Consider the following 17,084-nt stretch of genomic DNA (forward strand, 5'->3'; position numbering starts at 1 on the left):
CCACTTAACCGAATAATGATTATAAAGCTCATCTTTTGACTAGGAGAAAGTCATGAAAAATTGGACAACCGTATGTAGCACTAAAGATTTAACCCCAAATGGTGGCATTTGCGCCAAAGTTGAAGATAACCAAGTGGCTATCTTTTACTGTAAGCGCAGCGACACGCTTTATGGGCTCTCTAATTACGACCCTGTCGGCAAAGCGAATGTAATGTCACGTGGTATCATTGGTTCATTAAGCGGTGAGCCTTACGTAGCTTCGCCCTTATACAAGCAGCATTACCACTTAGAAACTGGCGCATGCCTTGAACAACCCGAACTCAAGCTCGTTAAATTTGAAGTTCGCAAGCAAGGTGAACACGTACAAGTTCTCGCACCTCTTGCTATCGCCAGTTAATAAATAGCCGACATCATCCTGCAAACGCTTTAAGGCGTGAGCAATTTCGGCATAAAGGTTTAAGCACATTCAAGCGTTAGAATTTCGGAATAACGCACGAGCTAAAACCGGGTAATTTCCAGATTTAAGGGATTTAAACCATGGATAACACAAAATTTTCGCTGCTTTCATTTAAGGGTAAGATGAAAACCTTACACCTAAGTTGGATGGCCTTTTTTATCACCTTTGTTGTGTGGTTCAACTTTGCTCCGCTACTACAAATGGTGAAAACTACGCTTGGTCTTTCTACTGAAGAGATCAAAACACTGCTTATTCTCAACGTTGCGTTAACCATTCCTGCTCGTGTCGCAGTGGGTATGTTAACCGATAGATATGGCCCAAGGTTGGTCTACTCTTCATTACTTGCTGTCTGTTCAATCCCTTGTTTTATGTTTGCGATGGCAGACTCTTTCATTCAAGCGGCTATTGCACGTTTCCTACTTGGCTTCATTGGCGCTGGCTTCGTCGTTGGTATTCGCCTTGTGTCTGAGTGGTTCCCACACAATGAACTGGGTACAGCAGAAGGTATTTACGGCGGTTGGGGTAACTTCGGTTCAGCAGCGGCAGCATTCACGCTTCCAACTCTCGCTCTAGCATTTGGTGGCGAAGACGGTTGGCGTTATGCGGTTGGTATTACTGGCGTAATGAGCTTAGCGTTCTCGTTTGTGTTCTACAAAAACGTAACGGATACACCAAAAGGTTCGACTTACTTCAAGCCTGCTCAAGTAACAGCGATGGAAGTAACATCAAAGGGTGACTTTTTCTTCTTACTTATTATGAAGATCCCGATGTATGCCGCTCTTGCACTACTGACATGGAAACTATCGCCAACCAACATCAACATGCTGTCTGACATGGCGGTTTACTCGGTTTACGCAGGTTTAGCCGCACTTTACGTATACGAAGTGTCACAAGTTTGGAAAGTGAACAAGAACGTGTTTAAAGAAGAAGTGCCAGAGATTCACCAGTACAAATTCAAGCAAGTTGCGGTACTTAACGTATTGTACTTCGCGACATTTGGTTCTGAACTGGCTGTTGTTTCTATGCTGCCACTGTTCTTCTCTGAAACTTTTGAATTAACACCCGTTCTTGCCGGTATGGTTGCATCGGCTTATGCCTTTATGAACCTAATGTCTCGCCCTGGTGGTGGTTGGATTTCAGATAAATTCGGTCGTAAACCAACACTGCTTATTCTAACGATTGGTCTTGCTGTGGGTTACTTTGCAATGGGTCAAGTCGACAGCACATGGCCAGTATGGCTAGCGGTTGTGGCTGCGATGGCGTGTTCTTTCTTCGTACAAGCGGGTGAAGGTGCGGTATTTGCAACAGTCCCTCTGATTAAACGTCGTATGACAGGTCAAATTGCGGGTATGACGGGTGCTTACGGTAACGTAGGTGCGGTGGTTTACCTTACTGTGTTGTCATTCGTGAGCTACCAAACGTTCTTCTTAGTGATTGCTGCAACAGCGGTACTTGGCTTTGTCACTCTGCTGTTCATGGAAGAGCCTAACGGTCAAATTGCCGAAGTAAACGACGACGGCAGTGTCACACTGATCAATGTTTCGAGTTAGTCACAGCACTAGCATGAAGCACTGATATTATTGAATCGGGAGAAGCACCTTAGCAGATACATCAAAGCTAGGTGCTTCGTTCAAAGGCTCTAAGTTCACTAGAGCTTTTGTTCTTTCTCAGATGTGCTCTCAAGCAGATGAGAAAACGGCCAGTTAAGAAGACGGCAGTTAAGAAGAAGACCAGTTATGACAATTTCATTCAGCCAAGGGCAAGTCACCACGCCAGAGTCAAACAACCAAATGACGCTGAAGTTCGGTGGTTACTCAAACAAAGGCATTCGTGATGAAAACCAAGATGCCATCATTGTAAAACACCCTAAAACTCGCGCTGAGCAAGAGTTAAAAGGCAGTGTTGCCTGCATAGCCGATGGTGCGAGTTGCAGTGAACATGGCCAAAAAGCCAGCCATACCAGCGTGATGCAGTTTATTGATGACTACTACGCCACTCCAAAAAGCTGGAGCATTCAGCGCTCGGCGCAAAAGGTCTTAACCTCGCTCAACTCTTGGCTCTTCAACACGTCTGTTTCTAATATTCATCCCGCACAACAAGTGAACCACAATGCCCTAGTTTCGACGTTCAGCAGCGTGATACTCAAATCGAACACCGCGCATATATTCCACGTTGGCGACAGTCGCATTTACTTATTAAGAGATGGAGAATTGCGACAACTGACACGCGACCATACCCGCAAGAACATGGGACAAAAACACTACCTAACACGAGCTTTGGGTATGGATAATCAGCTCAACGTTGACTATCAAACGCTTCCTATTAAGAAAGGCGACTGCTTTATCCTGACATCTGACGGCGTACACGAGTTTGTCTCGCCCAACACATTCAAGGATCACATCGACAAACCAGGAGCGGATTTCGAATACGCGGCACAAACCATCTGCAATGCCGCTTTAGGCTACAATAGTTCCGATAACGTGAGTTGCTTAATAGTCCAAGTCAGTCACCTTCCTAAACCATCACTTATTGAATTCCATGAAAAGCTTGCCAAGCGCGCTATCCCACCCGCTTTAAAGCTTGGGCAAAGTATCGACAACTATATGGTACTCGAGGTGTTGTATGCAGGTTCAAGAAGCCATGTATACCGAGTGATGCAGAAAGAGACACAAACCGAATTCGTCTTGAAAGTACCGTCGGTTCAATACCACGATAACCTAGCACAATTGAGCACTTTTTTTAACGAACAATGGGCAGGGATCCTGCTAAACAACAAGAAAGTAATGAAGGTCTACCCAACGCCAGAACACTCGCAATTCCTATATCAAATCTGCGAATGGGTAGAAGGCATCACGCTGAGACAGTGGATGTACGACAATCCAAAACCTTCACTCAAACAGGTGCGCGATATACTCGATAAAATCACACAAGGTATCCGAGTGCTACAACGTGCGGATATGGTGCACAGAGACTTAAAACCTGAAAACATCATGATTCAACGTGATGGCGAGATTAAAATCATCGACCTTGGGGCTGTATTGGTAAGAGGTATTGAAGAAGGAAGTAAATCAGAGCAAGACTCGGTACCGTTAGGGGCCGTTAATTACATTGCCCCGGAAACCATAAAGCACAATACCGCGACCACAAGTTCGGATCTGTTCTCTATCGCGGTCATCGGGTATGAAATGCTCACAGGCGAACTGCCCTATCCTGAGATGTCTGCACAATCGCTTAAGCAATCTCGTCACCATCAATGGGAATACCAACCGCTGACTCAAAAGCGCACTGACATACCAGCTTGGGTCGATTTGGTTTTGCAAAAAGCCTGTGCCGAATCGCCAAGCGAACGCCACCAAGTGTTAGGGGACTTTGTGGCCGACCTTTACACACCAAACCAAAGCTTGGTGAAAAGCAAAGCCAAGCAACCTTTGATAAACCGAAATCCAATCCAGTTTTGGAAAGTGTTGGCTTTGTTGCTCGGCATTGTTGCGGTCGTAGAGCTGGGTTTATTGTTAAACCCAAGCTAGATACGTTTACGAATTAGCCTAATCTAACCTAGCTTTATCTAAACAAAACGAGTCTAGTCTAGCCTCATATAAACTAATGGCACTTAGCCTCGTCTAACTAAGCTTCTTGGCACTAATTCAATACCCGCTTGGTAACGTTTAGCAGAAGCATTCAAAGCAAGAGCAAAGGCACTATCCGCAATCACCTCAAACTGCTGCGGAAGTGAATGGACCTTAAAGGGCAAGAAATCGAGCAGTCGGTTATCACCAAAAGTCGCCAACTTCACCTGATTAACTAATTCTGGTTTTTCAACCATCACATCCAGTACACCTTCTAGTAAAGTGTAAGACATAGTGACAATCGCATCAGGAACCGTGCCTTTAGCTATCCACTCTTCAAAAACCGCACGCCCAGACTCTCTGTCAAAGTGTTCACCATAGCCCACAATTGTAGATTTGCTTTCTGAGAGTCCAACCTGCTGAGCATACGCTTTGTTAGCTGCTTCAAAACCCAGTTGGCGTTCACGTGAGATATTTAGGTCTGGCAATGCACCTATCAAGCCAACGCTATGAATACTTTCATCGAGAATCGAATGGGTCAGCTCAAACGCAGCTTCGAAATCTTCACTGATCACACAAGCAAAATGCTCGTCATCTAACGGACGGTCAATCGCAATTACGGGTGTGCCTGAATTTTGCAGCTTCAAGTAGAACTCGTTGGCGTCTGGCATTGAGCTCGCCACCAACAACGCATCAATACGACGGCTCACCAAAGCTTCCGCTACTTTGCGTTCGGTTTCAGCATCATCATCAGAACAACCAATCAAAATCTGATAGCCCACTTTACGGGAATTCTGCTCTATCAATTTAGCTAAACGCGCGTAACTGCTGTTTTCCAGATCAGGAATAATCAAACCAAATGAACGGCTATTGCCAGCACGCAGCGACGAAGCAGCATGGTCTGGTCGGTAGTTATACTCTTCCACGACTGCCATTACTTTCTGCTGAGTCTTTTGACTGATTCTGTATTTCTGCGCCTTGCCGTTGATGACATAACTGGCTGTGGTTTTCGATACTCCAGCTAGTTTAGCAATTTCATCAAGTGTCATATGGGTGACCTGTATTTTGTGCGTAGGATCATATAACCAATGATCTGATCCTCGGATTAGTTGAATTATATGCTGAATCGATTCAGTATAAAAGCTGAAAGGATTCAGCAAAATCTGAAAAGTGACTTCAATCATCCTTTTGAATGGATTGAGCGTCATTTGTTGTGATTCAACTTCTCGTTATTAACGAAACTGAAATTACGACACGCAGCAAAACTATTTTGAAAATCAAAATCGGCTTTGCTGAATTTTTTTACACCGAATGCTGAACCGATTCAGCAAGCATGAGGCAACGAGTTAAACTCCATAAATCTTGCTCTAGACTGAATCGTAGCGATACACAAATTCTCAAGCGATACGCTAAAGAGGCACCATGCTTAAATTATCAAAATCTGACATCACTCTTGGTCAAAAGGCCGATGACAAATTCAAAGCTATCCAGAACATTGCTAGCGACCTAACCGCGAAAGGCTTAGTGGATTCTGGCTACGTTGAAGGAATGCTGAACCGTGAAAACCAGAACTCTACGTTCCTAGGTAACGGCATCGCGATTCCTCACGGAACCACTGACACGCGTGGCCTAGTGAAAGAGACAGGCGTTGCGGTACACCACTTCCCTGAAGGTATTGATTGGGCAGACGGCAACCGTGTTTACGTAGCCATTGGTATTGCGGCGAAATCAGACGAGCACTTAGGCATTCTTAAGCAGCTAACGAAAGTGCTAGCGGCAGACGGTGTTGAAGAGAAATTAAAGCAAGCGAAATCAGAAGACGAAATCATCGCACTACTTAACGGCGAAGTTCAGCTAGAAGCCGACCTAGATGCTTCTTTGGTTCAGCTACTGTTCCCTGCAAGCGACATGGTTCAAATGTCGGCAGTTGCAGGCGGCCTACTTAAGAACACAGGTTGCACTGACAATGCATTCGTTGCCGACCTAGTAACAAAAACACCGACTCACCTAGGCCAAGGCCTTTGGTTGTTGGGCAGCGATAAAGGCGTAACTCGCACTGGCGTATCTTTCGTTTCAACAGCTAACCATTGTGAATTCGAAGGCACACCCGTTAAAGCCTTGGTGGCATTTGCTGCTTGTAACAGCGCGCACCAATCTATTTTAGCGAACCTAAGCAAAATGGTTTTCGAAGGTAAACAGCAACAACTGTTAACCGCTGATATTGCACAAGTGATTGGTCTTCTAAAAGGTGAAGCGGTTTCTACAGCCTCTCAAGACGATGACAACTGCGCAGTATTCAAAATCAAAAACGCGCACGGCCTACATGCTCGTCCGGGCGCAATGCTAGTCGCTGAAGCGAAGAAATTCGAATCAACAATCCGCGTTTCAAACCTAGATGGTGACGGAAAAGAAGTGAACGCGAAAAGCTTGATGAAAGTAATCGCGCTTGGCGTTAAACACGGCCACCAGCTTCAGTTTGTTGCTGAAGGTGAAGATGCAGCACAAGCACTTGAATCGATTGGCAAAGCTATCGCTTCAGGCCTTGGCGAAGGTTAAGGAATCGATATGTCTGATAAACAAATCAAAGCCGTTACCGTTACGCTAAACCCTGCTCTCGACCTGACTGGCGCTATCGACGCACTTAATGTGGGTTCAGTGAGCCTAGTGAACAAAGGTTCACTTCATGCAGCTGGCAAAGGCGTAAACGTAGCAAAAGTACTTTCAGAACTTGGCGCGAAAGTGACCCTGACTGGCTTCCTTGGTCGCAATAACGAAGAAGCGTTCTGCCAACTGTTCGAACAGATGGGCGCAACTGACCGCTTCATCCGTGTTGATGGCGCGACTCGTATCAACGTAAAACTGGTTGAGAACTCAGGCCAAGTTAGCGACATCAACTTCCCAGGTGTTCCTGTTGATGCTGACGCTGTTAAAGCGTTTGAAGAAACCTTGTTAGAACTGGCTGAAGACCACGATTACTTCGTGATTGCAGGCAGCTTGCCACAAGGCGTATCGCCAGAGCTTTGCGCTTCTTGGGTACAACGCTTGCGTGACCTAGGTAAAAAGGTGCTGTTCGACAGCAGTCGTGACGCACTTAAAGCCGGTATCAATGCACAGCCTTGGTTAATTAAGCCAAACGATGAAGAGCTATCTCAGCTATTCAACGCAGAACTGACAACACGCGACCAATGCCAACACGCAGGCCAAGCCCTGAGTGAAAAAGGCATCGATAACATCGTGGTATCACTTGGCGCAGAAGGCGTGATGTGGCTTAACCAAGGTGAATGGCTACATGCTCAACCGCCACGTATGCAAGTGGTAAGCACGGTAGGCGCAGGTGACACATTAGTCGCTGGCCTATGTTGGGGTCACATGCAACAGATGCCAAAACCAGAACTTATTAAATTCGCAACCGCCCTATCTGCTCTAGCAGTTTCACAGGTAGGCGTGGGCATCACCAGCCAACAAGAGCTGGATTCAGTACTACAAAATATCCAATTACAGTCGCTTAGTGCTCCAACTAGCCAGTTAGACACAAGCAAATAGGACAAAAGGTTTATTATGAATATTACCATTATCACAGCTTGCCCTAGTGGCGTAGCAAACAGCATCATCGCCGCAGGCTTGTTAGAGCAAGCGACAAAAGCACTGGGTTGGAACGCCGCTATTGAATGTCAATCAAGCGTGCTACCTGACTCAACCGTATCGCAAGACACTATCGACAGCAGCGACGTTGTGGTTATCGCAGCTAACACCAACGTTGATAAAGCGCGCTTTGTCGGTAAGAAAGTGTACCAAGCGGCTATCTCTGAATGCACAGCTGATGCAAAAGCATTTCTAGAAAAAGCGGTAGCAGAAGCAGCGGTATTAGACGCTTCTCAAGTTGAGACTACAGTGGAAGTGACTGGCGCCTCAGCAAACTCTTCTACAGCAGCAAGCACAGGCAGCAAAAAGATCGTAGCGATTACCGCTTGCCCAACGGGTGTTGCACATACCTTTATGGCAGCTGAAGCACTTGAAGCAGAAGGCAAACGCCTAGGTCACCAAATCAAAGTGGAAACTCGCGGCTCTGTAGGTGCGAAGAACCAACTGACAGACCAAGAAATCGCAGACGCTGATCTTGTTATCATCGCAGCCGACATCGATGTTCCTCTGGATCGTTTTAACGGCAAAGCGCTATACAAAACGACAACGGGTCCTGCGCTTAAGAAAACAAAGCAAGAGATGGAAAAAGCGTTCGCAGAAGCTAAATCATACCAACACACAGCTTCTTCAAATTCAGCACCTGCTGACGAGAAGAAAGGCGTGTACAAACATCTAATGACGGGTGTTTCTCACATGCTTCCAGTAGTCGTTGCAGGTGGTTTGATCATCGCACTCTCTTTCGTATTCGGTATTGAAGCGTTTAAAGAAGAAGGCACACTCGCAGCAGCATTGATGACTATCGGTGGTGGTTCTGCATTCGCACTGATGATTCCTGTTCTTGCTGGTTTCATTGCATTCTCGATTGCTGACCGTCCGGGTCTGGCTCCAGGTCTAATCGGCGGTATGCTGGCTAGCTCAACGGGCGCAGGTTTCCTAGGTGGTATCGCAGCAGGTTTCATTGCGGGTTACGCTGCGAAATTCATTGCCGACAAGGTTCAACTTCCACAATCCATGGAAGCCCTCAAGCCAATCCTGATCATTCCGTTTATCGCGAGTTTGTTCACTGGTCTTGTGATGGTTTACATCGTGGGTGGCCCTGTTTCTGGCGTGATGAGCGCAATGACGACTTTCCTAAACAACATGGGAACGTCTAACGCGATTCTTCTGGGTGTGATTCTAGGCGCAATGATGTGTTTCGACCTTGGTGGCCCAGTAAACAAAGCCGCTTACACGTTTGGTGTTGGTCTACTGGCTTCGCAAACTTACGCACCAATGGCCGCTATCATGGCAGCAGGTATGGTTCCAGCTCTAGGTATGGGCCTTGCGACTTTCCTAGTGAAAGACAAGTTTGAAGCAGGCGAACGTGAAGCAGGTAAAGCATCATTCGTTCTTGGCCTATGTTTCATCTCTGAAGGTGCAATCCCATTCGCAGCGAAAGATCCAATGCGTGTTATCCCAGCTTGTATGGCAGGTGGTGCACTAACTGGCGCACTATCAATGATGTTTGGCGCACAGCTAATGGCTCCACACGGCGGCTTGTTCGTACTACTGATTCCTGGTGCTATCTCTCCAGTTCTTATGTACCTAGTGGCGATTGCAGCAGGTACGGCAGTAACAGGCTTCGGTTACGCAGCTCTTAAAAAGATGAGCAGCGATAAAGTAGAAGCCCAAGCTTAATCCCCCAAGCTCTTTAATTTAGAGCGCTTCTGATGCACTGATAATTTAAATGCAACAAATAAAACAAAGGCTCCTCATTTGAGGAGCCTTTTTATTATTCGTGCATTTTCCGGTCGGAATGAGTTGAGTACAATATTGGTATATTTGATTAGCTACTTAGCGTTTCTTCAAATACACCGAGCTCACGACCAAGCCAAATCGCGCGTACTGTGTGGTCTAGCGTTTCTTCACCGCCCGTTACTGGGTGAATCAACACCGACATATCGCCGCGCTCTTGCTCCAACCACTCAACAATGCCCGACTCTTTGTTCGCAAAGTGAATCTCAAACATCGGCATCTTATGTGGCCCAACCAAACGCTGTATTAATGGGAAAGTCTCTAACACATCTTTACGTTCCGATAGAATTTTCTTACGCAGTGTTTCTGCTTGCTCTGCAAAGCGCAGAGGGAAATAGATATGACCGTGGTACATGGCACCATCCTTTAGAATTATGATGTCGCGATTTTATACCTAAACCGCCTTTAATAGCTAAATCTAAATATAATATGCCATCGCTATCGGTTCTAAATAGCGATAGCGCCATGACCTTTTTAACGTCAGGTTCGTTGCCTCCAAGTTAAACCTTAGAGGCCTTTCCCTAACCACAAGCTCGTGTCGAACTATCGGGACAAGTGCTTCTAATCAACTGCATCACAATATTAAACATTACCCCCACCAAAAACAGAGTGATGACAATGCTCGCGCCACTTGGCAAATCGTAATAAGCCGACATCGCTAAGCCCGATAAAATGCCGACGGTACCAATCCCAATACTCGCGATAAAGAAGCGAACGCCTTTATACGCAGCTGCACATAACGCAGGTATCACCAGTAACGCAAACTCCAAATATATCCCAGTCAGCTTTACGGTGATCGGCATCAATATAGCGAAGATAAGATAAAAGCCACTACCCTGCATAAATTCAGGCTTTACGCTAATCAACACCAACATCGCGGTCGTGATTATTGCCAATGGCCAAACGTCATCCCAGGTAGACCACAACAGCTGCCCGTTGAGAATGCCTTGAATAAAATCGGCGCCATGAGGATCTTTGCTGACCAATAGAATCGCTAATGAAGCCGATACCACAAACAAACTTCCTATCATTGGTTCTAAGTGTTGTTTGTAACGCTTTTCCATTAACGCAATTAATCCGCATAGCAACAATGACATAACCCACGGGCCAATCATCTCTGCAAACCAAGAGCCGCTAAACTGTGCATATCGGCTCAACCAATAGTGACTCAAAGCGGCGCCAAGGGCAGCCACTTGCGCGACAGCGAGATCAATAAAGATGATCTGGCGCTTGAGGACTTGCTCTCCGAGCACGATGTTGCCGACTAATGCAATTAATCCACACAATACCGCAGGTGCCAACCAGCCATATTCATTCAACATTACGATCACGTTGATGTATCTGGGTTAACGAGCGTTCTCAGTAACTCGTCAATGACTTGATCGTACATTTGGTCAAGGCTCTGACCTTCTGCAACCGTCAATGGTAGCTGTATCGTAGGCTTGTTGATTTGCTGGTTAAGCCAATTAGCAGGACGTTGGTCTTGATGTGATGAATACACAATCGCATCAAACGAAGCAGGATCCAACTTGGTCAATGACTGTAAATGTGACGTAGTCGGTGATATCCCAGGCTCAGGTTCTAAATCAGCAATTTGCGCCATATCTAACCAGTCAAAGAGGTAACGATATGTAGCATGATACCCGACCACTTTTTTACCTTGTAACGGCTCTGCTTTCGTTTCCCACTCTGCCAATTTATTACGCCAGTTGGCACGAAACTTCATGCCATTTCGCATGTAGATATGTGCATTGTCAGGATCAAGCAGTTGTAAACGCTTGGTGACTTCTCTCGATATAGGAATCATATATTCAGCAGCAAACTGAACATGTGGGTTTCCGTGAGCATGGATGTCTCCCATGCTTCGATCGACATGGTCATGGGTATCAAGCATACCTACCATATCGCTCGCGTATAACATGGTGGGCGCGCTATCTTGAACCGCAGGATTACCACTGCGTACTTGCAGCATTGGTAACCAGCCTACTTCTAATTCAGACCCTGAACACATTGCCATATCTGCTTGACGCATTTTGGCAATAAGTGATGGTCTTGCTTGAACATAATGCGGGTCTTGCTTAGCCGTAGTCGCCGAATAGATGTTGGCATCAGGAGCGTGACTATGAACAAGAGCTTGCCATTCAGGCTCACAAACGAAAATATTCAACGCCATTGCAGACGAAGATGCCATTATAGATGAGGATACAATGGCAACACCTGTTGCCATTGTAAGTAGGAGTTTCCTAGAATGCATGAGCACCGTGCGCCCCAAAGGTCATCACATACTGAAGGGTAAATACGTTATCTGTCTCTTTACTTTGGTTTTCAACGCGAGAGTATTGCGCTCTAACTGTACCAAAATGAGATGAATCCCAAGCGATCATTGCATCTGCTTCTTTGTCGTTCATTGCAGTAAAGTGCATGTGGTCACCATGTGCGTGTCCATCATAGCTTTCTGCTTCACCGTAACGCAGGCCAGCAGACCAGCTTGGGCTAAATCGGTAGACACCCGAGACATAGTAGCCTGCTAATGTATCTGGTGATTCTGCGTCATTTTTGAATTTGTCATCGACGATGCCATCTAACAACATGTATTCAGCAGCAAGCGTGAAGTTTTGGTATTTGTAGTTACCGTTTGGTGCCCACTTCCATACAAAGTCAGCACCGTATAAGTTTGAGCCCGTTACCGCCGCTCCGTGGCTATGATCGTGGTCATGGTCATGCCCGTGATCATGGTCTCCAAACTCACGAACTTTACCGTTTTCATTTCGTAAGTAGCTCAAACCAAACTGCCAGCTTGATGACTCTGAAAAGTCGTCACCTAGCTTAAGAGTTGTAGTGTAAACACCAACGTCAGAGCCATCATCAACAGACGACATCTTACTACCACTTAGCGCTTCAACACCAAACTTCACATACAGATCTGTAGGAAGAACGATGTTTGCACGAACACCATCATCGTAATAATGAGAGCCTAAAAATGTACGGTAAGCGGCAGGACGCTCAACAAAGCTATCGGTATGCATATGTTGGTTATTTAGGTAGCCGAAATCAGACAAGAAACGACCACCTCGAATGCTTAAACCGTAAGGCATCGTCAGTGTTTCAATGAAAGCTTCTTCGAGCAGTAATTCAGTCTCATCATCGTGAGTTTCAATAACCGTAGTCAAAGAGCCATAAAACTTATCATCGATATTCGCAGACATGTTCAGTTCTGTATGACCAAGACCAAAGCCTTCGCCGCGCTCTGAGTTATTACGTTGACCGTCTTGATAATACCCATCAAGAACGACACCAATTTGAGGGTTCGACAACGTGTCGGCAAAAACAGGGGAAACGAGAATGCTACCAACCGCTAGAGAAACCAATTTTTTATTCACAACTTTTTCCTTTCTAAGATACATCACCAATTAATTTATTGTTATGTTATAACATTACAATAAATAGTTAATCGTTGAAATGTAACAAAGTATGAAATAACTCTAATAACAGGGCATTAAATAGGACAAAAGCCATTAATATTCAAGCACATAAACAAAAACAGCAATTGACAAGTGAAAGCGAATAGTAACGGTATTTATCGAAAGACTGATATAAGGAAGGAATGATTCGATGGAACAAAAAACTAGAGTTTGAGTTAACGTTGGCCGCTAAAACAAACTCTAGAGATACTGGTGTCGACTATCGTTTTAAAATCACTACGGGCGTAGCTTTAAAACTCGATCAATGTCTTCCGCGGAATGGCGCTCTGGTACTTGCTCCCATTCTTCGCCAAATGAACGGTTAACCACTCGACCGCGTTGGAAACCTTCACGCGCTTCAAGTTGCTTCGCCCAACGAACAACATTGGTGAAAGACTCAACTTGTAAGAACTCTGCTGCGTCGTAAATTTTGCCAAGTACTAAGTTACCGTACCAAGGCCAAATTGCGATATCTGCAATAGTCAGCTCTTCTCCCGCCACATACGTGTTATTCGCTAACTGTTTGTCTAACACGTCTAGCTGGCGCTTCGCTTCCATCGCAAAACGGTTAATTGGGTACTCTTGCTTTTCATCAGCGTAAGCGTAAAAGTGACCAAAGCCACCACCTAAGAATGGTGCAGAGCCTTGCGCCCAGAACAACCAATTTAATGTTTGAGTGCGATCAGCGCCCTCTTTCGGTAAAAAGTGACCAAACTTTTCGGCCAAGTGCATCAAGATGGATGCCGATTCAAAGACATTCACATCTTCGTCACCAGACTTATCAACAAGCGCTGGTATTTTCGAATTCGGGTTTACACCAACAAAGCCAGAAGAGAACTGTTCAGCTTCACCAATGTTGATCAAGTACGCATCATATTCAGCTTCTTTAACACCTGCAGCTAACAACTCTTCCAGCAAGATGGTGACTTTTTGACCGTTAGGTGTACCAAGGGAATACAATTGAAAAGCATAGTCACCAACAGGAAGCTCTTTATCAAAGCGAGCGCCAGATTCAGGACTATTGATATTTGCCCACTTGTTACCACCATCAGCATCGTTAACCCAAACTTTTGGCGGAGTGTATTGTTCTGACATGATATTTCCTTATTAATATAGGGTAGCTTTAACTGATATTAGGTCACCCACCCTTGGTTAAAACCCCTAAATACAATTTCTTTTCAAACTGTTAAGCATGGCTTATTCCAGAAAGACATAACCTGCTTTATGAGATAGCACACGTAAAAGATAAGTGCTCAATCAAACCTAAGCCCCATATCGGTTAGTACGACACGTTATTTAGTCACGACATTCCTACAGCTTCCAGAAAGCTGTGATAAAATCGGGACATTACAATTGATAAGGATTTGGCAATGTCTTCAGATTACACAGGCTCGAGTGCAGCGTACGCTCGCCAAGAGAAAGGCTACCGCGAAAAAGCACTAAAACTGTACCCTTGGGTTTGCGGTAAATGTGCACGTGAATTTGTTTATTCGAACTTAAGAGAGTTGACCGTTCACCACGTGGATCACGACCATACAAACAACCCTGAAGATGGCAGTAACTGGGAGCTACTGTGCTTGTACTGTCACGATCATGAGCACTCAAAATATACAGATCATGACCGTTATGGCGTGGATGCAAAAGCCCGTTTAGACGATCATCAGTCAGCGACACACAACCCGTTCGCTGATCTAGCGAAGTTGATGAAGAAATAAAACACCTTCAGGGCTGCCTTTGTTTGATGGTAGCGGCTAGATATTAGATAAATAACAAGAAACCCCAGTATGTCACCATACTGGGGTTTCTTTTATCTGCCTTATAGCTAGAGTTCACTCGAGTTAAGGCCAGATCAAAAAGAGCCTTCCGAAGAAGGCTCTTTTTAGAATTCTGTATTAGGTCTGCAATTATGCAGCCGCTTGCTTGCGGGACTCTTCTACCTGCTTAGCGCGTTTTTTTAGCGTCAACTTATCGCGGTATGCAAACCAAACGTAAGACACAACCACTAAGAAGAACAGGTATGACAATGAGAAAATGAACGGCGATTGAATGATATCGTTCGAGATCCCCCAAGAAACACCGACAACTGTCACTGCAATTTTCGCGAAGAAGCCACACATTAATAGCATCAAAGCCAACTGTGGGAAGCGTGTGCTGCGGAATGCAAGCCAGTAACAACTACCCACCGCTAACGCAGCGATATAGAAGCCGAATAAGAAAGAGTGAATATGGTCAGCTGCCGCTAAACCACCAGAAATTGACATCAATAGAATTAAAAACAGTTTCATAATACTCGCCTCACCATAAGTTGGAAACGCATCCTTTCAAATTTGGAATCTTTGTTTGCGTACTATTTTCCCACTTTTCACGGACAACACAACCCCTCAAATCGAACAAAATGTAAGCAAAGGTGCTAACAAAAACCAACTGTAACAACTGGTTAACATTTTGTTTTTAATAGAACTCCGTTACTCCTTGTCTCATATGGACAAAGCTCCACTTAGATTTATTTTGTTACACAAAATTAACCTTAGAAAATAATTAAAATAATTCGTAACTCTGTGATATCCGCACGGAATACGTGGCAATTCAGAAATACTTATCGAAGAACACCTTAAAAAATAGGCTCGCCACGTTAAAAAGAACAAAACAGAAAGGTATTAAATACAATTGCAAAACCAATAAAAAACAATTTATTAACAAGTTTGAGTTTATTTACCAAAAATGGAAAAAGAGATTCCAATCACATTTTTATTGGTTATAATCCGCGCTCTTTTGCGCTGTCTGTTGATAAACGCAAACTAATTTTGAAGAAACAATCACAATAACCCGTCTTTAGTTAAGTGGCTCACCACTGACCAACGACAAAACTGAGAATAAAAATGAGCAAGATTGATAAAGCATCACGTATCCTGCTAGCAGGCTTCTGTATCAACCTTTGTCTTGGCATCCTGTATGCTTGGAGTGTATTTAACAAGGCGCTAGTCACCGAAGCTGGTTGGAGTGCTGCTGAAGCATCTGCACCTTACGCTATTGCAACTATCACATTCTCTGTTTGTCTTCTTGTTGCGGGCATCCTACAAGACCGTATGGGTCCACGTAAGATCCTTATCTTAGGTACAGCGCTTACTGGCCTCGGTATGATTGCTTCTGGTTTCGCTACGACTCCTATGATGCTAAATCTAACGTTTGGTGTGATGACAGGTGCTGGTATCGGCTTTGGCTACGCATGTCTTTCACCATCAGCAATGAAATGGTTCCATTCTTCTAAGAAAGGTATGGTTAACGGTCTAATCGCTGCAGGTTTTGGTCTTGCTGCTATTTACCTAGCACCACTCACTTCTGCGCTAATCGACAGCATGGGTATTCAAACAAGCTTTATGATTCTTGGTGCCGGCGTGCTTGCGATTGCAGTACCTCTAGCAGCAACAATCAATAACCCACCAGCGGATTACACGCCAGCTGAGCCTAAAGTAAAAGCAGGCCAAGCACCTAAGGCAGTTAAGAAGACTGAAGACCTAACGTGGAAAGTAATGCTGAAGACTCCTCAGTTCTACTCTCTATGGATCATGTACGCATTTGCAGCTTCTGTTGGTCTTATGATCATCGGTAACATCACTACGATTGCTAGCGTTCAAGCGAACCTACCAAACGCAGTTTACCTAGCGTCTATCCTTGCTGTATTCAACTCAGGCGGCCGTGTTGCTGCAGGTATGCTTGCAGATAAAATCGGTGGCGTACGTACTCTACTTCTAGCGTTCATCCTTCAAGGTGCGAACATGGCTCTATTCGCTACGTTCAACTCTGAATTCACGCTAATCATTGGCACGGCTATCGCAGCTGTTGGTTACGGTACGCTTCTAGCAGTATTCCCAACACTTACTGCTGAGTTCTACGGCCTGAAAAACTACGGTACTAACTACGGCGTGCTTTACACGGCATGGGGTATCGGCGGCGCTATCGGTGCAGCAGTTGTTGGTTACTCAATGACAAACGGCGAAGGTTACGGCCTAGCTTACACAATCTCTGCAGCTATGATGGCAGTGTGTATTGTTCTTGCAATCGTCACCAAGCCAATCTCTGAAGCTAAAGTTTCTGACCTAAAAGCATCTCAAGCTTAATCGTCAGAAAAGATTGAATTTGTTACTGAAGAGCTTAACCTTAGGG

General features: G+C 45.0%; 15 protein-coding genes. 8 read left to right on the top strand and 7 right to left on the bottom strand.

Going from position 1 to position 17,084, the window contains the following annotated elements:
* Positions 1–52: 52 nt before the first annotated feature.
* The 3 genes from nirD to AC3CID_RS20875 all read left to right on the top strand — a co-directional run bounded on the left by nirD (position 53) and on the right by AC3CID_RS20875 (position 3,984).
* Positions 53–397, top strand: coding sequence for a nitrite reductase small subunit NirD (gene nirD / locus AC3CID_RS20865; protein ID WP_017074048.1), 345 nt, complete (start codon positions 53–55; stop codon positions 395–397).
* A 140-nt stretch (positions 398–537) separates the two neighbouring features.
* Complete coding sequence (locus tag AC3CID_RS20870) at positions 538–2,007, top strand: NarK family nitrate/nitrite MFS transporter (RefSeq protein ID WP_488527373.1); 1,470 nt, start codon at positions 538–540, stop codon at positions 2,005–2,007.
* A gap of 186 nt (positions 2,008–2,193) precedes the next feature.
* Positions 2,194–3,984, top strand: a complete 1,791-nt coding sequence (locus tag AC3CID_RS20875) for a bifunctional protein-serine/threonine kinase/phosphatase (RefSeq protein ID WP_488527374.1) — start codon at positions 2,194–2,196, stop codon at positions 3,982–3,984.
* 83 nt (positions 3,985–4,067) lie between these two features.
* Here AC3CID_RS20875 and cra read toward each other — a convergent pair whose 3' ends face one another.
* Positions 4,068–5,072 (bottom strand): catabolite repressor/activator, encoded by a 1,005-nt coding sequence (gene cra / locus AC3CID_RS20880; protein ID WP_488527375.1) that lies wholly within the window; start codon positions 5,070–5,072, stop codon positions 4,068–4,070.
* A gap of 373 nt (positions 5,073–5,445) precedes the next feature.
* Here cra and fruB point away from each other — a divergent pair, with 373 nt between their 5' ends.
* From fruB to fruA, 3 genes are read left to right on the top strand one after another with little or no spacing between them, the layout of a single operon-like run.
* A complete protein-coding gene (gene fruB / locus AC3CID_RS20885) occupies positions 5,446–6,579 on the top strand; it encodes a fused PTS fructose transporter subunit IIA/HPr protein (protein ID WP_171307915.1) in 1,134 nt (377 codons plus the stop codon).
* A gap of 9 nt (positions 6,580–6,588) precedes the next feature.
* On the top strand, positions 6,589–7,566 hold the full coding sequence (gene pfkB / locus AC3CID_RS20890) for a 1-phosphofructokinase (RefSeq protein WP_065205954.1): 978 nt from the start codon (positions 6,589–6,591) through the stop codon (positions 7,564–7,566).
* A gap of 15 nt (positions 7,567–7,581) precedes the next feature.
* Positions 7,582–9,342 (top strand): PTS fructose transporter subunit IIBC, encoded by a 1,761-nt coding sequence (fruA, locus tag AC3CID_RS20895; protein ID WP_488527376.1) that lies wholly within the window; start codon positions 7,582–7,584, stop codon positions 9,340–9,342.
* 148 nt (positions 9,343–9,490) lie between these two features.
* On the opposite strand, the gene AC3CID_RS20900 is transcribed toward fruA, so the two are convergent.
* From AC3CID_RS20900 to yghU, 5 genes are all read right to left on the bottom strand, one after another.
* Positions 9,491–9,814 carry a DOPA 4,5-dioxygenase family protein gene (locus AC3CID_RS20900; RefSeq protein ID WP_171307917.1) on the bottom strand — a complete coding sequence of 108 codons (324 nt, stop codon included), beginning with the start codon at positions 9,812–9,814 and terminating at the stop codon, positions 9,491–9,493.
* A gap of 166 nt (positions 9,815–9,980) precedes the next feature.
* Positions 9,981–10,778: a metal ABC transporter permease gene (locus AC3CID_RS20905; RefSeq protein ID WP_488528001.1), complete on the bottom strand. Its 798-nt coding sequence runs from the start codon at positions 10,776–10,778 to the stop codon at positions 9,981–9,983.
* A gap of 8 nt (positions 10,779–10,786) precedes the next feature.
* A complete protein-coding gene (locus AC3CID_RS20910) occupies positions 10,787–11,686 on the bottom strand; it encodes a metal ABC transporter solute-binding protein, Zn/Mn family (RefSeq protein WP_253656732.1) in 900 nt (299 codons plus the stop codon).
* Between the two features lie 16 nt (positions 11,687–11,702).
* On the bottom strand, positions 11,703–12,839 hold the full coding sequence (locus AC3CID_RS20915; RefSeq protein WP_017082521.1) for a hypothetical protein: 1,137 nt from the start codon (positions 12,837–12,839) through the stop codon (positions 11,703–11,705).
* Positions 12,840–13,157: 318 nt separating this feature from the next.
* A complete protein-coding gene (gene yghU, locus AC3CID_RS20920; RefSeq protein WP_171307920.1) occupies positions 13,158–14,015 on the bottom strand; it encodes a glutathione-dependent disulfide-bond oxidoreductase in 858 nt (285 codons plus the stop codon).
* A gap of 275 nt (positions 14,016–14,290) precedes the next feature.
* Here yghU and AC3CID_RS20925 point away from each other — a divergent pair, with 275 nt between their 5' ends.
* Complete coding sequence (locus tag AC3CID_RS20925; RefSeq protein ID WP_004730279.1) at positions 14,291–14,635, top strand: YajD family HNH nuclease; 345 nt, start codon at positions 14,291–14,293, stop codon at positions 14,633–14,635.
* Positions 14,636–14,824: 189 nt separating this feature from the next.
* Here AC3CID_RS20925 and AC3CID_RS20930 read toward each other — a convergent pair whose 3' ends face one another.
* A complete protein-coding gene (locus AC3CID_RS20930) occupies positions 14,825–15,205 on the bottom strand; it encodes a hypothetical protein (RefSeq protein ID WP_054547036.1) in 381 nt (126 codons plus the stop codon).
* Positions 15,206–15,799: 594 nt separating this feature from the next.
* Here AC3CID_RS20930 and AC3CID_RS20935 point away from each other — a divergent pair.
* Positions 15,800–17,038, top strand: coding sequence for an L-lactate MFS transporter (locus AC3CID_RS20935; RefSeq protein ID WP_488527377.1), 1,239 nt, complete (start codon positions 15,800–15,802; stop codon positions 17,036–17,038).
* Positions 17,039–17,084: the final 46 nt, after the last annotated feature.

It is taken from the genome of Vibrio sp. QJM3NY_21, from assembly GCF_057785975.1.

Bases quoted from the DNA above. Each gene is read 5' to 3' on its own strand.
- nirD (WP_017074048.1), top strand. From the start codon at position 53: ATGAAAAATTGGACAACCGTATGTAGCACTAAAGATTTAACCCCAAAT.
- AC3CID_RS20870 (WP_488527373.1), top strand. From the start codon at position 538: ATGGATAACACAAAATTTTCGCTGCTTTCATTTAAGGGTAAGATGAAA.
- AC3CID_RS20875 (WP_488527374.1), top strand. From the start codon at position 2,194: ATGACAATTTCATTCAGCCAAGGGCAAGTCACCACGCCAGAGTCAAAC.
- cra (WP_488527375.1), bottom strand. From the start codon at position 5,072: ATGACACTTGATGAAATTGCTAAACTAGCTGGAGTATCGAAAACCACA.
- fruB (WP_171307915.1), top strand. From the start codon at position 5,446: ATGCTTAAATTATCAAAATCTGACATCACTCTTGGTCAAAAGGCCGAT.
- pfkB (WP_065205954.1), top strand. From the start codon at position 6,589: ATGTCTGATAAACAAATCAAAGCCGTTACCGTTACGCTAAACCCTGCT.
- fruA (WP_488527376.1), top strand. From the start codon at position 7,582: ATGAATATTACCATTATCACAGCTTGCCCTAGTGGCGTAGCAAACAGC.
- AC3CID_RS20900 (WP_171307917.1), bottom strand. From the start codon at position 9,814: ATGTACCACGGTCATATCTATTTCCCTCTGCGCTTTGCAGAGCAAGCA.
- AC3CID_RS20910 (WP_253656732.1), bottom strand. From the start codon at position 11,686: ATGGCAACAGGTGTTGCCATTGTATCCTCATCTATAATGGCATCTTCG.
- yghU (WP_171307920.1), bottom strand. From the start codon at position 14,015: ATGTCAGAACAATACACTCCGCCAAAAGTTTGGGTTAACGATGCTGAT.
- AC3CID_RS20925 (WP_004730279.1), top strand. From the start codon at position 14,291: ATGTCTTCAGATTACACAGGCTCGAGTGCAGCGTACGCTCGCCAAGAG.
- AC3CID_RS20930 (WP_054547036.1), bottom strand. From the start codon at position 15,205: ATGAAACTGTTTTTAATTCTATTGATGTCAATTTCTGGTGGTTTAGCG.
- AC3CID_RS20935 (WP_488527377.1), top strand. From the start codon at position 15,800: ATGAGCAAGATTGATAAAGCATCACGTATCCTGCTAGCAGGCTTCTGT.